18 protein-coding genes and 1 tRNA gene are annotated in these 20186 nt (G+C 67.4%); 16 read left to right on the top strand and 3 right to left on the bottom strand.

The genetic code is table 11. The features are described from left to right. Positions 1-386: 386 nt before the first annotated feature. The 15 genes from F1193_RS15075 to F1193_RS17690 all read left to right on the top strand — a co-directional run bounded on the left by F1193_RS15075 (position 387) and on the right by F1193_RS17690 (position 16254). Positions 387-749, top strand: coding sequence for a P-loop NTPase family protein (locus F1193_RS15075; protein WP_150098623.1), 363 nt, complete (start codon positions 387-389; stop codon positions 747-749). Then, positions 742-1344 carry an acyltransferase gene (locus tag F1193_RS15070; RefSeq protein WP_246164447.1) on the top strand — a complete coding sequence of 201 codons (603 nt, stop codon included), beginning with the start codon at positions 742-744 and terminating at the stop codon, positions 1342-1344. The genes F1193_RS15075 and F1193_RS15070 overlap by 8 nt, the downstream gene beginning before the upstream one ends. After that, the gene (locus F1193_RS15065; protein ID WP_150098622.1) at positions 1341-3080 is read left to right on the top strand and encodes an N-acetylneuraminate synthase family protein; all 1740 of its coding nucleotides are present in this window, start codon (positions 1341-1343) and stop codon (positions 3078-3080) included. Before F1193_RS15070 ends, F1193_RS15065 begins: the two co-directional genes overlap by 4 nt. After that, on the top strand, positions 3070-4119 hold the full coding sequence (locus tag F1193_RS15060; protein WP_150098621.1) for a methyltransferase domain-containing protein: 1050 nt from the start codon (positions 3070-3072) through the stop codon (positions 4117-4119). The genes F1193_RS15065 and F1193_RS15060 overlap by 11 nt, the downstream gene beginning before the upstream one ends. Positions 4120-4187: 68 nt before the next feature. Further along, positions 4188-5624, top strand: a complete 1437-nt coding sequence (locus tag F1193_RS15055; protein ID WP_150098620.1) for a glycosyltransferase family 2 protein — start codon at positions 4188-4190, stop codon at positions 5622-5624. A 129-nt stretch (positions 5625-5753) separates the two neighbouring features. Further along, positions 5754-6851, top strand: coding sequence for an Ldh family oxidoreductase (locus F1193_RS15050; protein ID WP_170263696.1), 1098 nt, complete (start codon positions 5754-5756; stop codon positions 6849-6851). A gap of 11 nt (positions 6852-6862) precedes the next feature. Next, positions 6863-8269, top strand: coding sequence for a surface carbohydrate biosynthesis protein (locus F1193_RS15045; RefSeq protein WP_170263694.1), 1407 nt, complete (start codon positions 6863-6865; stop codon positions 8267-8269). Beyond that, positions 8259-8975 carry a TylF/MycF/NovP-related O-methyltransferase gene (locus tag F1193_RS15040; protein WP_170263692.1) on the top strand — a complete coding sequence of 239 codons (717 nt, stop codon included), beginning with the start codon at positions 8259-8261 and terminating at the stop codon, positions 8973-8975. The genes F1193_RS15045 and F1193_RS15040 overlap by 11 nt, the downstream gene beginning before the upstream one ends. Next, entirely contained in the window at positions 8972-9676 is a 705-nt protein-coding gene (locus F1193_RS15035; protein WP_150098616.1) for an acylneuraminate cytidylyltransferase family protein, read from the top strand. Before F1193_RS15040 ends, F1193_RS15035 begins: the two co-directional genes overlap by 4 nt. After that, positions 9676-10653, top strand: a complete 978-nt coding sequence (locus F1193_RS15030; RefSeq protein WP_150098615.1) for a Gfo/Idh/MocA family protein — start codon at positions 9676-9678, stop codon at positions 10651-10653. Before F1193_RS15035 ends, F1193_RS15030 begins: the two co-directional genes overlap by 1 nt. A 10-nt stretch (positions 10654-10663) precedes the next feature. Beyond that, the gene (locus tag F1193_RS15025) at positions 10664-11590 is read left to right on the top strand and encodes a class I SAM-dependent methyltransferase (RefSeq protein WP_150098614.1); all 927 of its coding nucleotides are present in this window, start codon (positions 10664-10666) and stop codon (positions 11588-11590) included. Then, entirely contained in the window at positions 11587-12966 is a 1380-nt protein-coding gene (locus tag F1193_RS15020; protein WP_150098613.1) for a glycosyltransferase family 2 protein, read from the top strand. Before F1193_RS15025 ends, F1193_RS15020 begins: the two co-directional genes overlap by 4 nt. 7 nt (positions 12967-12973) lie before the next feature. Further along, complete coding sequence (locus tag F1193_RS15015) at positions 12974-14251, top strand: hypothetical protein (protein WP_150098612.1); 1278 nt, start codon at positions 12974-12976, stop codon at positions 14249-14251. Beyond that, on the top strand, positions 14241-15059 hold the full coding sequence (locus tag F1193_RS15010) for a class I SAM-dependent methyltransferase (RefSeq protein ID WP_170263690.1): 819 nt from the start codon (positions 14241-14243) through the stop codon (positions 15057-15059). Before F1193_RS15015 ends, F1193_RS15010 begins: the two co-directional genes overlap by 11 nt. Positions 15060-15159: 100 nt before the next feature. Further along, a complete protein-coding gene (locus tag F1193_RS17690) occupies positions 15160-16254 on the top strand; it encodes a glycosyltransferase (protein ID WP_150098610.1) in 1095 nt (364 codons plus the stop codon). A 249-nt stretch (positions 16255-16503) separates the two neighbouring features. Here F1193_RS17690 and F1193_RS15000 read toward each other — a convergent pair. Then, a tRNA-His gene (locus F1193_RS15000) sits at positions 16504-16580 on the bottom strand. 96 nt (positions 16581-16676) lie between these two features. Next, entirely contained in the window at positions 16677-17675 is a 999-nt protein-coding gene (locus tag F1193_RS14995; protein ID WP_425457247.1) for an L-threonylcarbamoyladenylate synthase, read from the bottom strand. Between the two features lie 241 nt (positions 17676-17916). On the opposite strand from F1193_RS14995, the gene F1193_RS14990 reads away from it, so the two are divergent. After that, on the top strand, positions 17917-19707 hold the full coding sequence (locus tag F1193_RS14990; RefSeq protein WP_150098608.1) for an acyl-CoA dehydrogenase family protein: 1791 nt from the start codon (positions 17917-17919) through the stop codon (positions 19705-19707). A 259-nt stretch (positions 19708-19966) separates the two neighbouring features. Here F1193_RS14990 and F1193_RS17305 read toward each other — a convergent pair. Further along, positions 19967-20186, bottom strand: a 220-nt coding sequence (locus F1193_RS17305) for a hypothetical protein (RefSeq protein ID WP_210247385.1), incomplete at its 5' end; no start/stop codon positions are given.

The following is a 20186-nucleotide window of genomic DNA, read 5'->3' as shown; positions in this document are numbered from 1 at the left end:
CGGCTGAGCACCGTGGCATCCACGTGCACATTGATATGAACGGGACAGGCTAGCGGTCCCGCCAATCTCGGGGCAAGCCGGCGCTATCGCGGACAAGCAGGATCGCGGCAGCCTTCTCAATTCCTCGACACCTCCGGGCCACGGGGCGTCCGGTTCGAGACCGGACGGGGCGTGGCCGGTGGATTCCTGACACAAAGCGCGAGCATAAGGGATAGAATCTATTATGATCCGCTGGGTCGGGGCGATACTCCCCCGCCGGCGACGCCGGCAAGCCCTGATCCTCCTTGCCGTCTCCAATGTTCCGGCGAGGCCGTTTCTGGCATCCCGAAGGGATCAACCGGAAACTGCATGAGGCCTCCGGGGGCTTGGGAGGTCATGTTGCGCGAATGGCGCCGCGCCACGATTTCGTTGTCAATGAAATGGCGCGAGGCTATGACACGCGGATCGGAGGCCACGGGAACCGCTTGTCGGGCGGCAACCGGCAGCGGCAGAATCTGGCACAGGCGCTCGACGGTGCTCCGGCCGTGCGGGTCCGGGACGAGGCGACCAGCGCCCCCGGCGGCGAGACCGAGGCCGCGGCAATGCAGGCGCTGGACGGGTTGAGGCGGGACTGTACGCTTGTCATGATCGGCCATCACCTGAGCACGGTGCGGCAGCGCGACGTCCTTTTCGCGATCGGGAAGGATCTTATCGTCACGGCCGGCACATGCGGCGAGGTGATGACGGCGAAGGAGATGCTCGGTGGCTGACCGGCCGCAGCGTCCAGAGGCGCCCGCCGCCGCAGAAGATGCGGTGGCCAATGCCCAGCTCCGGGGGCATACGCAGCGGTCCGTGGTCCATCGCCTGCGCAGCACGTGGCACCGGATGCGCGGCGTCGCCATTGGCGAGGGCGCGATCATCTCTGCCGGCACGAGCCTGTTGCGCTATCCGCAGAATATCACGCTGGGAGCCCATGCGATCGTCAAGCAGGGCGCCCATCTCTGCCCCTGCCGGGCGGCGGCTCGGGTCACGGTTGGTGCTCGGACGACGGTCGGTTTCTACACCCTGATCTATGCTTCGGCCGAGGTCCGCATTGGCGACGACTGCATGATCGCCCCCTTCGTCCATATCGTGGACAGCGACCACGGAACCCGGCGAGGGCAACTGATGAACCGCCAAGCCAACGTGGCGGCGCCGATCACCATCGGCTCGGACGTCTGGATTGGCACCCATGCCGTCATCCTGAAAGGGGTGACCATAGGCGACGGAGCCGTGGTCGCGGCGGGCGCCGTGGTGCGCGAAGACGTCCCCGCCAATACGATCGTCGGCGGAACCCCGGCCAAGATAATCGGCGAACGCGTGTGACAACTGGTATCTTAATCCTCTGCCGGTACGATTCCCGGCGTCTGCCCGGAAAGATCCTCAGGGATCTCCGGGGGCGGAGCGTGCTCGGCCATATCCTGGACCGCGTCCATCAGGCCGTGCCCGGCCATCCGGTCGTGGTGGCGACCTCGGCGCGGTCCTGCGACGATCCGATTGCGGAATTCTGCCGCCGGTCGGCCGTTCCCTGCTTCCGCGGCGCGGCGGAGGACGTGGCCGGACGCTTCCTCGCCTGTGCGGAAGAGCTGGGGTGGAACCATGCGGTCCGCATCAATGGCGACAACCTGTTCGTCGACCCTGCGACGCTGCACGCCATGGTCGCCATTGCCGAGACCGGTGTCTTCGACATGGTGACCAATGTGCCGGGGCGAACCTTTCCCTATGGCATGAGCGTCGAGATCGTCGGCGTGCCCTTCTACCGTGCCGTGCTGGCCGGGGTGAGCGACCCGCACCACCGCGAGCACGTGACTTCCTGGCTCTACCAGAACCCCGACGTCGGGCGGCGCCACATCTACATCAACCGGACCTGCCCGGAGGCCGCCGGCATGCATCTGGCGCTGGACACGCCGGAGGATCTTTCGCGCGCCGCCGCGCTGCTGGCCCGCCTGGGCGATCATCCGGCATCGGTGGGGCTGCCGCGTCTCCACGCCCTTCTCATGCAGGAGCCGGAGCCCAGTCCGTGGCAGGGGGAGAGCGGCCCGCTCCTCATCGCCGAGATCGGCGGCAACCACGAGGGCGATTTCGAGACAGCGAAGGCGATGACGGCGCTGGCGATCGAAAGCGGCGCCGACTGCGTGAAGTTCCAGATCTATCGCGGCGCGACGCTGGTCAACCCGGTGGAGAGCCCGGACCGCTACAGGCATTTCCAGCGGTTCGAACTGGAGCCTGCGCAGCATGTGGCGCTGGCGCGGATGTGCACCGACGCGGGCGTCGGCTACCTGTCCTCGGTCTGGGACATGGAGATGCTCGATCTTGTCGAGCCCTACATGCCGTTTTACAAGATCGGCTCCGGGGATCTGACGGCTTGGCCGCTGGTCCGCGCCTTCGCCCGGCGCGGCAAGCCGATCCTGCTGTCCACCGGGCTCGCCACCATGGACGAGGTGCTGCAGACCGTGGCCCAGATCCAGGCCGTGGACGCCCGCTACCGGCGGCCGGAATGGCTGTGCCTGCTGCAATGCACGTCGATGTATCCCATCCCCGACAGCGACGCCAATCTGCGGGTGATGGACGCCCTGCGCGCTGCGACCGGCGTTGCCGTCGGCTATTCGGACCACACCGTCGGTGGCGCTGCCTTGCGCGCCGCTGCGGCCATGGGCGCCGAGGTGCTGGAATTCCATTTCACCGACAGCCGCGAGGGCAAGACCTTCCGCGACCATTTCGTATCGCTGACCGTCGGTGAGGTGCAGGAACTGAAGCGGGACCTAAAGCAGATCAGGGCGCTTCGCGGGCACGCCCTGAAGCAGCCGGAGGCGTCCGAAGTGACGCAGGGCCATGTCGAGTCCTTCCGTCGGGCCGTCTACGCCAACCGTCCGCTGCGCGCGGGCGAGACGCTGACGACCGCCGACCTAACGGTCCTGCGTCCCAACCACGGCACCGATGCCCGGGATTTCGACCGGCTGATCGGGCTGCAGGCGAAACGCGACATCGCGGCCTTCCGAGCCCTGACGCGCGGCGAAGACTACGACGACTCACAAAACGACTGGGCGCCCGATGACATTTGAAAAATTCGGCAAGAGCTTCCGCGACATCGCCGACCTGAAAACGTCCTTCTTCGAGGACAATGGCAAGTGGCTGGAGCGGGCCCTGAAGTACGCGGCCATCTACACGGCCCAGCCGCGGCGGACGCATTGCAAGATCTGCAACGCGCCGCTGCCCGGCACGCCCTCGTTCGTCAAGCACACCATCCCCTATGTCATCTGCACCAGATGCAGCCATCTGAACGGCATGCACGAGGATTCCGACGCCTTCTGCGAAGCCGTCTACACCTCGGATGAGGGCAAGGACTACGCCGAAGCCTATTCCTCGGCCGATGCCGCCGCCTATGTCCGCCGGCGCGAGCGGATCTACGAACCCAAGGCGAGGTTCCTTCTCGATGTCTTGCGCCATGAGAACAAGGACCCAGCAGCCCTGCGCTACGCCGACATGGGCGCCGGAGCCGGCTATTTCGTTGCCGCTTTGCAGGAGCTGGGGCTGACGCAGGTCGCCGGCTACGAGGTCGGTCAGGCGCAGGTGGCGCTGGGCAACTGGATGATGCCCTCCGCGCCCCTCTCGCTGATCGGCCTCAAGGACACGCTTGGCCTGTGCCGGGAGATTCCGGCCGATGTGATGACCTTCATCGGCGTGTTCGAGCACTTGCAGAACCCGCGCGAGATCCTCGGCGCGGTGCGCTCCAATCCGGCCGTCCGCTACGTCTATATCTGCGTGCCGATGTTCGCCCCGACCATCTACAACGAGATGGTGTTTCCGCAGGTCATGCCGCGGCAGCTTGCGGTGGGCCACACCCACCTGTTCACCGATGCGTCCATCCGGAACATGGAAGCCGAGTTTGGCCTCGAGCGCGTCGGCGCCTGGTGGTTCGGCACCGACATGATGGACTACCACCGCTCGGTGCTCGTCTCCTTGGCGCAGACGCCCGGTCAGGCGGGCATGATCGAGCCGTGGCGGGAGCAGTTCGAGGACATCCTCGACGACCTTCAGCTGGTGATCGACAAGAAGCGCAAGAGCAGCCAGATTCACGCCGTCTTCAAGGTGCGCCGCTGACGTGCGCCTGCGCCGGGCTCCCGCGTTGCGGCCGGCGGCCGGCCTCCTGAGAGTTTTGGACGAAACCCATGGCCTCGATTTCCGGCCTGTTCGCCGATCCGCCGCTTGTGACCCTCTACGTGCCCTGCCGGAACTATGGCCGGTTCCTGGAGCAGGCGATCCGCAGCATCCATGCGCAGCTCTATCCGCATTGGGAGCTGTTCATCATCGACGAAGCGTCGGAGGACGAGACGCCGATCGTGGCCGAGCGGCTGCGGTCGGAATGCCCGGACAGGATCCACGTCATCACCCACGCGGCGCCGCGTGGTCTCCAGAAGACCGCCAACAGCGTGCTCGAAAAGGCGCGCGGCCGCTACATCATGCGCCTGGATGCCGACGACTGGCTGGATGAGTCGGCGCTTCTGCTCATGGTGGCCAAGCTGGAATCGGAGCCCGCCATCGGGCTGGTCTACGGCAATTATTTCTATACCGACCCCGACGGGCGCGTGCTCGGCATGGAGCGACGCTACAAGCTGGGGCAGGAGGACGTGGTCGGCCACCTTCCGCCGCATGGCGCCTGCACCATGGTGCGCACCCGGGCCCTCAAGGCGGTTGGCGGCTATTCCGAGGACGTCGACGCCCAGGATGGCTGGGAGCTTTGGTACAAGCTGATGAACCGGGTGAAGGCGGTCAGCCTGGATGCGCCCCTGTTCTACTACCGGCAGCACGGCGCCTCGCTCAGCCGCGACTCCAACCGCCTGCTCACGGCGCGCGCCCGGATCTTCGGCAAGCTGCGCCAGCAGATGGAGGGCAGCTACAAGCCCTCCTGTCTGGCGGTGATAGCGGTCAAGGAATCCTATCCGGGCTTCGAGGACGTGCCCTATCAGGAGGTGGGCGGGCAGAGCCTGCTGCAGCACGCCCTCGGCGCGGCGCAGGGTGCGGCCGGCGTCACCGATGTGATGATTTCCACGACCAGCCCGAATGTCCTCGACTACGCCAGGCGGCTTGAGGACACCGGCACCATCGGCCCCTACATGCAGACGCTGCGCAGCGAGAGCGCTCCGGCCGCGCCGCTGCCCATTCAGGCCATCCTGCAGCATGCGGGAGAAGCCTATCGTGCGGAGCGCGGGAGCTATCCGGACGCGGTGGCCTTCCTCAGCATCCACGCGCCGCTGCGGCGGCGCGAACACGTCGAGAAGGGCATCGATATCCTGCGCATCACATGCAGCGACTCCGTGGTCTCGGTGACGGAGGAGCGCGAGCCCATCTTCGCCCACGGGCCGCAGGGGCTGAAGCTGCTCAATCCGGGGCGGATGCAGAACCTCACCTACGACCGCGAGCGTCTCTACCGCTTCAACGGCGCCTTCCTGGCGCTGTGGTGGGAGGTGCTGGGCGACGCGGACATTTTCGGCGAGACGATCGCCTATATGGAAATGTCGGCGGAAGACAGCGTTCAGGTCAAACGGCCGAGCGACCTGGCGCTGCTGCGCCGGCTCCTGGAGGAGGCCGCTCCGACCCATGCCTGACCGCTCGGGCCCGGCGCGACTTGACCCGCTCCGGCCGATATGCACCTTGACGCCGACCGGGGCACCTCCTGCCGCCTCCGTCCTGCAGGGCTGCCCGTCCGCCCGGCTTTCCAACAATCGGAGCGATCCTTGGCCGACAAAACCTCGTGCGCAGAGTGCAGCGACCTGCCCCGCGTGCCGGCCGCGCGCCTGGAGGAGACGGCGCGGCAGCTGCTGGGCGCCGCGGGCGTGCGGGACGATGTGGCAGAGGTCACCGCCCGCGGTCTGGTCTGGACCTCCCTGCGCGGCATTGATTCGCACGGCATCCGCCTGTTGCCGCATTATCTGGAGGGCGTCCGCGGCGGCCGCCTGACGCCCGACCCGAACATGCGCTTCGAGCGCACGGCGCCGGCGACGGGACTGCTCGATGCCGACCACACCTTCGGACATGCCGCCGGCATGACGGCCATGGGCCATGCCATCGGGCTGGCCCGCGAGGCCGGTATCGGGGCGGTGTCGGTGCACAACTCCAGCCACTGCGGAGCGCTGTCCTTCTTCGCGCATGAAGCGGCCCGCCACGACATGGTGGGCATCGTCTTCACGCACGCCACGGCGCGGGTGAAGACGCCAGCGTCCAACCGGCCGTTCTTCGGCAACAACCCGATCTGTCTGGTCGCGCCCATGGCCAGGGAGGAGCCCTTCTGTTTCGACGCCGCCACGACGGGGATCACCTTCAATGCCGTCAAGGCGGCAGCCGCAGCCGGGCAGACGCTGCCCCCCGGCCTGGTCGCCGATGCGGCAGGCATGGAGACCACCGACCCGGCCGAGGCCGCCCAATTGCTGCCCATCGGCGACTATAAGGGGTTCGGCCTGTCGATGATGGTCGACATTCTCTGCGCCGTCCTGAGCGGGATGCCCGCCGGGGATCAGGTGAGCCCGATGTTCGGGGCGCCGATGAGCCGGAAGCGCTACCTCGGCCAGTTCTTCTGCGCCCTCAATGTCGCCGCCTTCCGCGACGTCGGCGCCTTCAAGGCCGAACTGCAGGACCTGGCCGAGCGGGTTCGGGCGGAGCCGGCCATCCGCTCCGGGGTGCCGGTGCTGGTGCCGGGCGATCCGGAGAAGGCGGCCTGGGCCGAGCGATCGGTGCAGGGCGTGCCGGTGCCTCGGCATGTCCTCGACGAGATCGATACCCTGGCGCGCGATCTGCTGACGCGCGAAGTCCTGGGCAGCGGACCCGAGCTTTCATGAGGTGGCACAGCATGCGCGTGGACCACGACGCCCCCTGGGTTCTGATCACGGTCCACAAGCAGGCGCGCGAGCTGGATTCCAAGCTCTGGCTCGCCGCGACGCTGATCCGCGACGGCTTCAACGTCGTCATCGGCCGGACCGGGGCGCTGCGCGCTCTGGCCGAGAGACTGCCGCGCGGCATCTACATGGATTTCCGTTTCGTGGGGACTCGCAAGCCCGTCTTCGAGATCTATCGGGCCGCCGGCCACAAGGTCGTCTGTTTCGACGAAGAGGCGACGTCCTTTCACGACAAGGACCACTATCGCACCAACCTGGTCTCGCCGGAGGCGTTGTCCCTCACCGAGGCGGCGTTCTGCTGGGGTGACTTTCACGCGGATGTCCTGCGCTCCGCCTTGCCCGAGGCCATGCACGGCTTGGTGCAGATCACCGGCCACCCGCGGTTCGACATGCTGCGCCATCCCCTGCGGGGCGCCTATCAGGCGTTGGCCGACGAGTTGCGGGCCACGTATGGCCGGTTCTTCCTGGTGAATTCGAGCACGGGCGGATGGATCCTGGAAGGCCAAGTCGATGCGCGCTGGCGAAGCTACGTCGATCGCGGCATCGTCCGCGATGTGCCGACGGAAAAGGAGAAGTTCTACGCGCAGTACCACTACCGGCTCGACAAGCACCGGTACATGGTGGCTCTCATTGAAGCTGCGGCGCGGGCGCTGCCCGACCACAAGATCATTGTCCGCCCCCATTTCACCGAACGCGAAGCGAGTTGGCTGGCGAGCTTCGAGACGGTGCCGGAGAACGTGCTGATCCTGCACTCCCATAGTTCCGTGCCCTGGATGCTGGCCGCCGAGGCCGTCATCCACAACAGCTGCACCACAGGCACGGAGGCCTTCCTGGCGGAGGTGCCGGTCATCAGCTACCGGCCGGTGAAGCACCCCGACCACGAACCCTATCTGCCCAACGCTCTCAGCCTGGAGGTGGAGGACGAGGCGGAGGCCGTGGATCTCCTGCGGGCCGTCGCCGCCGGGGAACGGGACCGGCTCCAGGTCGGCCGCGCCGAGCGCGAGGCGATCTTCGACCGAATGATGTACGGGCGCACCGGACCTTTCGCCAGCGTGCGGATCGCTGCAGTCCTGCGGGACATCGCCTTCACGGCCCCGGACAGCCCGGAGCGCCTGCGCCGCCTCCTGAAAAAAGGGGCCCGCACTCAGCCGCTTCGTGCTATCAAGCGCGCCATCGACATGGCGCGCGGGCGGCAGCGTTCTCGCGGCACACAAGAGACGGAAATCACCTGCTCGACGATGCGCAAGAAAATGCAGTCTATCCTGGCGCATTGCGATGCGCACCATCCCCCCATCGTCATCCGGGAGGTCGCGGGGGAAGTGTTCGTGGTCGTTCGCCAGGACAGCCTGCGTGCTCGCTGACCGAGCATTTCAGGACGACGGGATGGAACTCGAGATACATCCTTTGCGCCCCTTGGTGGCGCAGCTGAAGAATGCCGTCGGACCGCCCAAGAACAAGAAGCACGAGATGCTGCAGCTGGCCTTTCCGACCACCACGTCATGGAAGGTCGAGGGCGAGTATTTCGAGTTCGGGGTCTTTCGCGGCCGCGCCATGATCCACACCTATCGCATGGCCCGGCGCTGCGGCCGCCCGACCCGATTCTTCGCCTTCGATTCCTTCGAAGGGCTGCCGGCAAGCGCCGAGACGGGTGAGAAGCTCCAGGAACGCCAATATGCCTGCTCGCAGGAGCAGTTCCTCGACAACCTCAAGCGCGCCGGCGTGGACATCAGCACCGTCCATTGCGTCAAGGGGGTCTTCGACCAGTCGCTGACGCCGCGGCTTCAGCGGGACCTGGCGCCCAGCAAGTCAGCCATCGTGTGGGTGGATTGCGACCTTTATGAATCCACCGTTCCCGTTCTCGACTTCATCGTCCCTTTTCTTCAGACCGGCAGCATCATCTGCTTCGATGACTGGTTCGGTTTCGGCGGCCACCCGCTCAAGGGCGAGATCCGCGCCACCAACGAGTGGCTGGCGCGGAATCCCCTGATCAGGCTGACGCATTATCGCGATTTCGGCGTTTCCGGCCGCTCCTTCGTAGTTCACGTCTCCGAGACAGCCCCGTCATGACAGTATTCGCCATCACCCCCGCCCGCGGCGGTTCAAAGGGTGTGCCGCGTAAGAACATCAAGCCGCTGGCCGGCAAGCCGCTGGTCCAGCACACCATCGAAGCGGCCCGTGCCTGCCCGCTGATCGACCGCTACGTGGTCAACACCGAGGACCCCGAAATACGCGCCGTGGCCGAGGGCCTGGGCGTCGAGACGCAGTCTCGTCCCGAGGAATTCTGGCACGACAACACCTTCCAGGAAGTCGATCGGTTGCTGCAGTGGGCGGTCGCCGATCTGGAGGCCAAAGGGGCGCGGATCAACGTGGTGGTCCTGCTCTATCCCACGTCGCCCCTGCGCCGGAGCCGGCACATCACCGACTGCATTGACCTTGTCCTCAACCAGGGATTCGACAGTGCGCTCACCCTGCGCGAAGACCGCTCGTACATCTGGCGGCGGGAGGGCAATTCCGGGCAGGTGGCGCCGGTTAACTATGATCCGGCGAAGCGCGGCCCCAACCAGCTCGAGGGCTGGAACCAGTGGATCGAGAACAAGGCAGTCTATGCCATGCGGCGCGACCTGCTGATGGAGACCGGCTGCCGGCTGGGCGGGCGCGTCGGCTTCGTCGAGATGTCCAAGCTCGACTCCATCGATATCGACCGGCCCGAGGATTTCGATCTGGCCGGGCAGATCATGGAATTGCGCCAGGACGGACGGCTTGCGTAATGGCGGGCGCCGATGAGATGCGGGTGGGCCTGATCGGCCTCGGCCATATCGGCAAGGTCCACTTGGCCGCTCTCGAACGGGTGTCGGGCCTGCGGGTGGTGGCGCTGTGCGACCGCGACCGCGCCCTCGCTGCCCTGGCTCCGCCGGGCGTGGCGTTCTTCGACGCCGTCGAGCCTTTCTTCGACACCCCTCTCGACACGGTCGTCGTCGCCACGCCCAACGACACCCATGCGGAGGTCGCCCTGGCGGCGATGGCGAGGGGCCACTCGGTGCTGGTGGAAAAGCCCGCCGCCCGCTCCCGCGCGGAGCTGGAGGCGCTGATGGCACCGTCTTCCACCGGCGCCAGGGTCCACTTCGCCTTCCATGCCGCCCACGGGCGCGAGGTCGAATGGGCGCGGCTCTGGCTGGCCGCCGAGGGCGCCGCCCTGGACGAACCGGTCGAGTTCGACTGCGCCTTCACCGACCCCTATGTCACCACCATGGGCGAACTCGTTCCGGCCGCCGTCTCGCTGGGCGATTGCTGGAGCGACAGCGGCATCAACGCGCTGTCGGTGGTCGCCGCCTTCGTCGACGCCCGCAGGCTGAAGCCGGAGAGCGCCGATCTTCGCCGCCGCGGCCCCAGCGGCGTGACGGTGGAGGTGGAGGCTCGCTTCACCTTCGGTGACACTGGGCGGGGCAAGATCCTGACCCGCTGGACGCAGGGCATCAACCACAAGCAGACCCGCCTCGGCTTCAGCCGGGGCGCGAGCCTGCTCCTCGACCACAGCCGCCAGAAGATCGAATTGACGGATCCGGCGGGCGAACGGCTGGTCCTGGCCGATTTCGCGACCTCGGGCGAGCGTCTGCTCAACCACTATCTGGGCCTGTTCACCGCCTTTGCCGAGGGGCGTTGCGCTCCGGCGGAGGAACCAGCGACCGGCCGCCGCCTGCACGAGCTTATGTTCGCCGTGGCCGCGACCGCCCGGCCGACCGCATAGGGGGAAAAGGATGTCGGCACCGCTTTCGGCAGACTCCTATGGCGCCCATTTCGGCCGCAGCATCATGACCCTGCTGGCGCGCAGCGATGCCGCCGGGGCCGGGCCGGTGTTCCGGGTGCTCGATGTCGGCTGCGGCCGCGGCCGCCTGATGGCGGACCTGTACCGGATCCTGGAAGCGAGCTTGAGCGGCCGCAAGGTGGAGATCCACGGGCTGGAGGTGACCGAGCATCGCGCCGCCGAGGAAGGCTACACGGCGCGCGCCGTGGCCAGCCTGACCGAATCGGTACCCGAGGTGGATTGGCGCCAACACCTGCACCTGTGTTCCGACCGCGACCCCTGGCCCTTCCCCAACGGCCACTTCGACTGCATTGTCTCGAATCAGGTGCTCGAACATGTGGCCGACCACGCGCTATTCTTCGCCGAACACGCCCGAGTGTTGACCCCCGCCGGGTTCGGCATCCATCGCTTTCCGCCGCGCGAGAATCTGTGGGACGGACACCTGCACCTTCCCCTGGTGCACAAGGCGCGCGATATCGAGACGGTGGCCGGACTGGTACGTTGGGCCTCCCGGCTCGGCCTCGGCAAGTTCAGGGGCGCGTACAAGGCCGAGAAGCTGGCGCGCGGCTTCACCCTTGAGGATTACGTCCGCTATCAGAGTGAATACGTTTGGTACCATTTGAACTACATCACGACCGGCGATGCACTCCGCCTCGCCAAGAAGAACCGGCTGAAGGCATCTCTTGTCCTGAGCGCAACCCCGCTGCAGCGCCTCATCGAGAGGCTGACCCGCCGCGCGGTCACCGCGGCGACGCCCTACGACCTCGCCCTGCTCGACCGATTCCTTCCGGTCCTCGGCCTGTTGCACCTGCGTGCCAACGCGACCCTGACGGTCGAGAAATCCCGCCTCAAACGCTACGGCGTCTGGACTGACCAATGATCTCCATCATCATCCGCACCAAGAACGAAGAACGCTGGATGCGGCCCTGCCTCGAAGCCGTCATGGCGCAGAGGGTGGACATGCCGGTCGAGGTGGTCCTGGTCGACAACGCCAGCACCGACAAGACGGTGGACAAGGCTCAGGCCATCATGCCCGGCCTCAAGCTGGTCCGGGTCGAGGAGTTTCTGCCAGGCCGGGCCATCAATGACGGCATCCGCGCCGCATCGGGCGACTATATCGTCTGCCTGTCCGCCCATTGCATTCCGGTCAATGAGAACTGGCTGGCCCGGCTGCTGGCGAATTTCGACGGCGCCAAGGATCTGGCCGGGGTCTACGGGCGCCAAGTGCCGGTGAGCTTCTCGTCGCCTTCGGACAAGCGCGACCTGCTGATCACCTTTGGCCTCGACCGGCGCGTCCAGTACAAAGACCCGTTCTTCCACAACGCGAACAGCATGGTCCCGCGCCATGTCTGGGAGCGCTTCCCGTTTGACGAGGACGTGACCAACATCGAGGACCGGCTGTGGGCCAAGGACGTGCTGGGCGCCGGCATGCACATTGTCTATGAGCCCGATGCCCCGGTCTATCACCACCACGGCATCCACCAGAACAACGACGTCCGCCGCGCCGAAAGCGTGGTCCGGATCATGGAGGCGGAGAAGGCGGCGGGTCACGAAGCCTCGGGACCGTTCCGCTCGGCCCATCTCGATACGGTGGCGGTCCTGCCGGTTCGCGCATCCCTGGCCGATCTCGACCGCGGCGAGATGGAAGCGCTGTTCGACCGCACCCTGGCGTCCCTTTCGGAAAGCCGGCAACTGTCGGCCATCCTGGTCTCCACCGACGATCCGGCTCTGGCCGGCATGGCGCGGGACCGTGGCTTCGTCGTCCCCGATCTACGCCCGCCCGAACTGGCCGAGGGCCATGCCCGCTTCGACGACGTGCTGGCCTTCGAGTTGAGACGCCTGGAAGAGAGCGGGCGTTTCCCCGATGCCGTCTTGTCCCTCGAAATCACCCATCCCTTCCGCCAGGCCGGCTTCCTGGACCGACTGCTTGAGGAATTCTTCAATTGCGGCGCCCAGACCCTGGTGGCGGGCGTCGCGGAGTTTCGGCCGTGCTGGGTCCGCGAGGGCTCCGAATTCCAGCGGATCGACGGCTTCCTGCGCCGCCGCGACGAGCGCGAGCCGCTGCATGTGGCCCTGCCCGGCCTGGGATGCGTGTCGCTGCCTGCGGTCATTCGAAGCGGCAAGCGGTTCGGATCCCGCACCACCATCCTGGAATTGGCCGACTCGCTGGCGGCGGTGGAAGTGCGCAGCAAGGCTGCCTTTCAGCGGGTGCGGCCTCTCCTGACCGCCGATGCGCGTTCGGCCGCGGAGCGGTGATCACGCCATGACCGCCGTGGACGCAAACCGGATCGCATTCTTCCTGCGCGCCTTCAACGATTGCGACAACATCACCCCGGCCATCTACTACTTCCTGACCGTGCGCCCTGAAATGGTGGCGGACATCGTCGTCTACAGCGACGATTGGCGCTTCGAGAGCGATGCCAACCTTGCCTTTCTCCAGAACACCTTTGCGGACAGGGTGCGGGTGATGTGGCTCGGAGACGCGATCGGGCTCAACCGCCGCATGCTGACGGCCGGCCGCATCCGCCGATTCGCCGACCGGGTACGCGGGCGGCTCGATCCGAACCACAGCGTGCCGCGTCTGTGCATGGGATTGCGCGTCGACGAGAGCGTGACCCTTGCCGCCGTCCGGCGCACCTTCGGCAACGGCCCCGTTCCCGCCCTGGCGGTGTTCGACCTCAACCGCACGGCCAGTGTCGGCGGACTGGTCAAGGCCCTGCGGGCGTTCGGTATTCCGAAAGTCATATGCCTGCCGGTCTCACCAATGGGCAATATCAACGCCCTACGCAGCACCGGCTATGTCACCCTCGATCCGAAGTATCATATCCGCCATGCGGATTACTCGGTCTTCGACCGTGTTGCCGTCGTCGACCCCTATTACTGTCAGGCGGTGATCCGCACCTTCGAGCTGCTGGGGCTGAAGAGCAGCCTAGTCGACCGCACCGACGTTCTCGGCAGCATCCGCTTCTCGCCCGAATGGCTGACGTACCGCCAAGCACGCGTGAAGCCCTATACGCGGCCAGGACGGAACACAAAGATGGTGTTCTTCCTCTCCAGTCCAGAGACCAACACGTTCTGGGCCGAGGTCGAGAGAACCTTCACCTTCCTGGCCGAGTTCGAAGATATCTCGGTCGTCGTCAAGCCTCACACGCGGAAAATGTCCTATTTTGGTGGGAAAAGGTTCGACAACATCGTCTTCGACAGCGACGCCTCCAGCTCGTCCCTGATCGATTGGGCCGATGCGGTGATGTTCTGGTCGTCGAGCATCGCACTCGAAGCCTACTGGAAGGACAAGACCGCGCTCTGCCTCGATTACGTCAACGCCAACCGCAGCGTTTACGCCATGCTCGACGCGGGGTGGATCCTGCGCTGCCGCGACGATCTGCACGAGGCGCTGTCGGCCCTCTCGGCCGATCCCTCCCACCGGCCCTACGGCAAGGAAGGGGTCGAGCGCCTGTTGTTCCAGGTCGTCAATGGCGGCACCGCAGGCAGCCTGCCGGACCGCTACGCCGCCTATCTGGAGACTCATCTTGGCCACTGAAACCCCTCGCCCCCGCACCAAATACTACGACCATTCCAATAACCGACTGGTCTACCGGGGCGCCTCCTCGGACGAAGGCTACTGGGATGGCCACTGGAGCAAGGCCCAGCTGGAACGAGTGCTGAGGGAGAGTTCGAGGAGCCCCGGCTGCCGAATGGTCGTGGAGGTCACCCGCAGGTTCCTGCCCCCGGGCTCGCGGGTGCTGGACGGCGGATGTGGTCTGGGCGACAAGGTCAAGGCGCTGGCCGATGCCGGCTATGAATCCTACGGCGTAGACTATGCGAGCCGTATCGTCGCGACCCTGAACGCTTCCTTCCCCGAGTTGCGGATATCGCACTGCGATGTGCGACGCATCGAAGTTTCCGACGGCTTCTATCACGGATACTGGTCGCTCGGCGTCATCGAACATTTCTATGACGGGTACGACGCGATTATCGCCGAGGCCTACCGGATAATCGCCCCCTCGGGCCTCCTGTTCGTGACCGTCCCTGCCATGTCGCCTTTGCGGCGCCTGAAGGCGAAGGCAGGACTCTATCGCCCGTGGCCGACGGATGCACCGACACCAGACGATTTCTACCAGTTTGCCCTGCCCGGTGCAGGCATCGCTGCCCGCGTTCAGCGGCAAGGGTTCGAACTGCTGGAACGCCGTCCTCTCAACGGAATCACCGGTCTCAGCGACGAATTCCCACTCCTACGTTGGCCGCTAAAAGTGGTGTGGAAACTGGCCTATCGCCCGGCCGAACGCCTGCTGGCCGGGTTCTCCAACCATACTGACCTGTTCGTCTTTCGGCGGCTTGCGCAACTGTGAATTTTTCCCTATCAGACTTCGCAGCATCCATCCCGACGATGTCTCCGCCGATCTCCTTCCGCCGCCGGACGTTCCGGTCTCGAGTGATCGTGGGTGAGCCATGACGGCGTCACAGTGCGCCGGCGGCCGCCCGGTCGCCGCCTTCGTCCTGCCGTCCTTTGCCGGCGGCGGGGCCGAGCGGGTGACGCTCAATCTGCTGAGACTCGTCGACCGGACCGCCCTCCGCCCGATGCTGGTGGTGCTCGACCCGATCGGCCCGCTGAGCGCGGCGGTGCCGGACGACGTGCCGGTCCTCGGCCTGGGCCACCGCCGCCTGCGGACGGGGCTGCCCCGCCTCATTGCCGCCTTGCGCGACCTGCGGCCGCACGCTGTCTTCTCGACATTCACCTATCTCAACCTGCCTTTGCTGGCCGCGCGCCCCTTGCTGCGCGGCGCGCGGCTCGTGGTGCGGGAGGCCAACATGCCCTCCGAGAGCCTCGCCACCTTGCGGTTTTCCACCGCCTTCCAGGCCGGCTGCCGCTGGCTCTATCCCGGCGCGGATTGCGTCGTGGCGACGTCGGAGCGCATGCGGGCCGAGCTTCGGAGCATGGGGGTCCCCGCTGGCCGTCTGTGCGTCCTGCCCAATCCGGTGGATGTCGACAACCTGCGGCAGGCAGCCGTGCCGCCTCATCGGCATCCGGGGCCGGGGCTGCGCCTGGTGGCGGTCGGACGCCTCGTCCCGGCCAAGGGGTTCGACCGCCTGATCGAGGCCACGGCCCAGCTGCCGAAGGACGCGCATTGCACCATCCTCGGAGAAGGGCCGGAACGGCCGCGCCTGATGGCGGCGATCGCCCAACTGGGCCTGGAACAGAGGGTCGCCATGCCCGGGTTCGTCGCCACCCCTGCGCGCTGGATGGCGGGCGCCGACGCGCTGGTGCTGCCCTCCCGCTATGAGGGGATGCCGAACGTCGCCCTGGAGGCTCTCGCCGTCGGCACGCCCGTCATCGCCACGCCTGAGGCGGGCGGCATCGCGGAGGTTTCGCCGGTGACCATCGCGCCGGCCGGGAGGCAGCTGGTCGACGCCATAAAGGGCCTTGCCGCGGCGCCGTCTCCAGCTGCGGTGCGGCCCTGCCTGTTGCCGCAAGCGTTCCGGCTGGAGGCCGTCCGCCGGCAAGTGAACGATCTGCTGTCGGCCGTCGAGACGGTGCGCCGCTAGAGCGCTATCCGCAAGACTGGGCGCCGGTCTTGTGGAAGAGAATGCGACAACTCGAAGGTTTCGAGCGTCCGCTTGGTTCAATCGGATCGGCGGAGGCTCCAGGTCGCTGCTGGCGGGCAAAAAGGCTCATGGCCATACCGCAGGGATTCGAAGGCGCCCCGGGCAGCACCTGGCATCTTGCGGCGCTGCCGGGGCATCGCTTCACCGCGGCGCCCTGACCGTAGGCCACTGATTTTTCGATTTGGGTTTTGGTACAGCTGGGTGGACTCGAACCACCGACCTCCTGATCCACAGTCAGGCGCTCTAACCAACTGAGCTACAGCTGCACGCGGCCGTCGAGGGGCGTTCTGTAAGCCGGGGGGCGCCGGAATTCAAGCATGCCGGTGCCGCCGGTGGCAAAATCGCGATCCGGTGGGAGGATCTCAGCGCGGCGCGGCGGCCCGCCGCAACCGGTCATTGATGGCCTCGCCCAGCCCCTCCTCGGGGATCGGCGCCACCGCGATGGACGCGACGCCCGTGGCGTCGAGCGCGCGCAGATGCGCATAGAGATTGGCCGCCGCCTCGACCGGATCGCCCACGGCCGACAGATCCCGCCGCGCCACGGCGCCGGCCGCGCCCGCGATGTCGGCGGTGCCAAAGGCGAGCAGCGCCTCGCCGGGGTGCACCTCGCGGGCCAGAAGCCGCAAGCGTGCGCGCGGCGCATAGTGCGAGGCAAGCTGCCCCGGCGCCAGCGGCCCTTCGCCGTCCAGCGCCTCGGCCGGCCGCAGGTCGGGCGGCGCCACCCGCTCCTCCAGCGCCCGCTCGATCTCGCCGCGCGGAATGCCGCCCGGCCGCAGCAGCCGTCCCGGCCCGCCAAGGCAGGCGACGATGGTCGATTCGATGCCGAGCGGCGTCGAGCCGCCATCGAGCACCAGGTCGACCGCCGGGCCGAGATCCTCGATCACATGGTCCGCCGTGGTCGGCGACACGTGGCCCGAGCGGTTGGCCGAGGGGGCCACCACCGGCCCACCGAACGCCAGCAGCAGGTCGCGCGCCGTCTCGTGCGCCGGCACCCGCAACCCGATGGTGGTGAGGCCGGCGCGCGCCAGCTCGCACACCCGGCAGTTGCGGGCGGCCGGCACGACCAGCGTCAGCGGTCCGGGCCAGAACGCCTCGGCCAGCACCCGGGCGCGGCGGCCGAGCAGCCCCTGCGCGGCCGCCGCCTCGGCGCTGTCGACATGGGCGATCAGCGGGTTGAAGCGCGGCCGGTCCTTGGCGGCGTAGAGGCGGGCCACCGCCCGCTCGTTGGTGGCGTCGGCGCCCAGCCCATAGACCGTCTCGGTGGGGAACGCCACGAGGCCGCCGGCGCGCAGCACCGCGACGGCCTCGGCGATGGCCGCGGGCGTGGCGGACAGACGGCGCGCGGTGGCGGATGCGGTCACGATGGACGGATTCCAAAGGGCGCCTGGGAGGCGGGCGCATGCGAGGCGGGCGTCTGGGGGCCGAACGCCGCGTTGACGCCCGCACGCCTGCGCCCGATAAACGACACCCGCAGGGGTTAGGGACTTAGCGCCGCCGCGAGCGCCACGCAAGAACCCGAAACGCAAGAACCCGAAACGCAAGAATTCGAAACGCAAGACCCACTTGCATGTTTCCGGCGCCCACGAGGGGGAGAATCCTGCCATGAGCTACCAGCCGCCGGTCGCCGACATCGCCTTCACCCTTCGCCACGTCGCCGGTCTCGACCGGCTGACCGAGGAGCACGCATTTCCCGATCTGACGCCCGATCTGGTGGGCCAGATCCTGGAGGAGGCCGGCAAGTTCGCCGGCGAGCGGATCGCGCCCTTGAACCAGATCGGCGACCGCTTCGGCGCCCAGCTCCGCGACGGCGCGGTGCACATGCCCCCCGGCTGGCGCGACGTCTACCGCGCCTGGTGCGACGCCGGCTGGAACGCCGTGTCGTCACCGTCGGACTATGGCGGCCAGGGCCTGCCGCACCTCGTCAACGCCGCCTGCATCGAGATGTGGAACGCCGCCTCCATGGCCTTCGGCCTGGGGCCGCTGCTCACCATGTCCGCGGTCGAGGCGCTCGCCAGCCATGGCAGCGACCAGTTGAAGCGGATCTATCTCGGAAAGCTCGTCTCCGGCGAATGGATGGGGACGATGAACATCACCGAGGCGCAGGCCGGCTCCGATCTCGGCGCGCTGCGCACCCGCGCCGAGCGCCAGCCCGACGGCAGCTACCGGCTGCGCGGCACCAAGGTGTTCATCACCTATGGCGAGCACGACCTCACCGACAACATCATCCACCTCGTGCTGGCCCGCCTGCCGGACGCGCCCGAGGGCACGCGCGGGCTGTCGCTGTTCCTGGTGCCCAAGGTGCTGGTGGCCGACGACGGCACGCTCGGCGCCCGCAACGACGTGGTGTGCACCGGCATCGAGAAGAAGCTCGGCATCCACGCCTCGCCCACCTGCACCATGCAGTTCGGCGACCGCGACGGTGCCGTCGGCTATCTGGTCGGCGAGGAGAATCGCGGCCTGACCTGCATGTTCACCATGATGAACCACGCCCGGCTGGCGGTGGGGCTGCAGGGGGTGGCGATCGCCGACCGCGCCTTCCAGCAGGCGCTGAGCTACGCCCGCGACCGCCGCCAGGGCCGCGCCCCGGGCTGGAGCGGCGAGGGCATGAGCCCGATCGTCGAGCACCCGGACGTCAAGCGCATGCTGCTGGAGATGCGTGCCAAGACCGAGGCGGCGCGGGCGCTGTGCTACGCCGTGGCCGGCGCGCTCGACCGCGCCGCCTTTGCGCCGGCCGCCGCCGCGCGCGCCGCGGCCGAGGACCGCGCCTCGCTGCTGATCCCGGTCGCCAAGGCGTTCTCCACCGACATCGGGGTCGAGGTCGCCTCGCTCGGCGTGCAGGTGCACGGCGGCGCCGGCTATGTTGAGGAGACGGGCGCGGCGCAGCATCTGCGCGACGCGCGGATCGCCGCGATCTATGAGGGCACCAACGGCATCCAGGCGGTCGATCTGGTCGCCCGCAAGCTGCCGGCCAAGGGCGGCCAGGTTGCGCGCGGCCACATCGCCGAGCTTCGCACCATCGTGCAGCAGGCGCGCGGCGCCAATGAGTCCGGGCTGGGCTCGACCGCCGTGTGGATCGGCCAGTCGGTCGATGCGCTGGAGCGGACCACCGGCTGGATGCTCGACGCGGTGGAGACCCGCCCCGCCGACGCGCTGGCGGGCGCGACGCCCTATCTGCGGCTGTTTGCGCTGGCCACCGGCGGCAGCTATCTGGCGAAGAAGGCGCTGGCCGCCATGGCGGAGCTGCGGGCCGGCTCGACCGACCCGCATCATGGCTTGCGCGTGGCCTCGGCGCGCTTCTTCGCCGCCCACCTTGCCACCGCTGCGGCGGGGCTGGAGGCGGCGATCACCGAGGGGGCCGAGGCGATCGGGACGGCGTTCGGCGACGCGGCGTGATATACTGCGTCTCCGAAAAATCGGTTTGTGCGCCTGCGCCGACCAGACAGTTGGCACGCCGGATTTCATCGGCGTCGCGGTTTATCACCCGCAGCCCATATCCTCCCGGCGGCCCTCGGCTTTGACCTGCCGTCGTCATGGGCGGGCCTTGTCCCGGCCATGCACGTCTTTGTCTCAAGGGACGTTTTGAGTCGCGGGTGCTCGTGCGGGCAAGTTCATGCGGCCGGGAGAGCTTGGCGGCAAGCGCAGACGCGCCGAATCATGCCGTGCGGCCCTTGGCGGCGACCGGACCCGAGATCGAGGTCGACGGACCCGATTTCGGCGTTTGAGCGCCTTGGACGCTGGGCGCCGTGGCACCGGAAGCCGGCGGTTGAATCGTGTCGCGGATTTTCGTGAAGGTTTTGCCCGACTTTAACACCTTTTTTTCGTAACCTACGGACCCGACGTCGTTTTTGGCGAAATTCGAGACGGCGTGGCAC

The sequence above is a fragment of the Blastochloris sulfoviridis genome (assembly GCF_008630065.1).
GTDB lineage: Bacteria > Pseudomonadota > Alphaproteobacteria > Rhizobiales > Xanthobacteraceae > Blastochloris > Blastochloris sulfoviridis.
The sequence above is the reverse complement of the archived record's forward strand: the minus strand, read 5'-3'. Positions and strand labels throughout refer to the sequence as shown.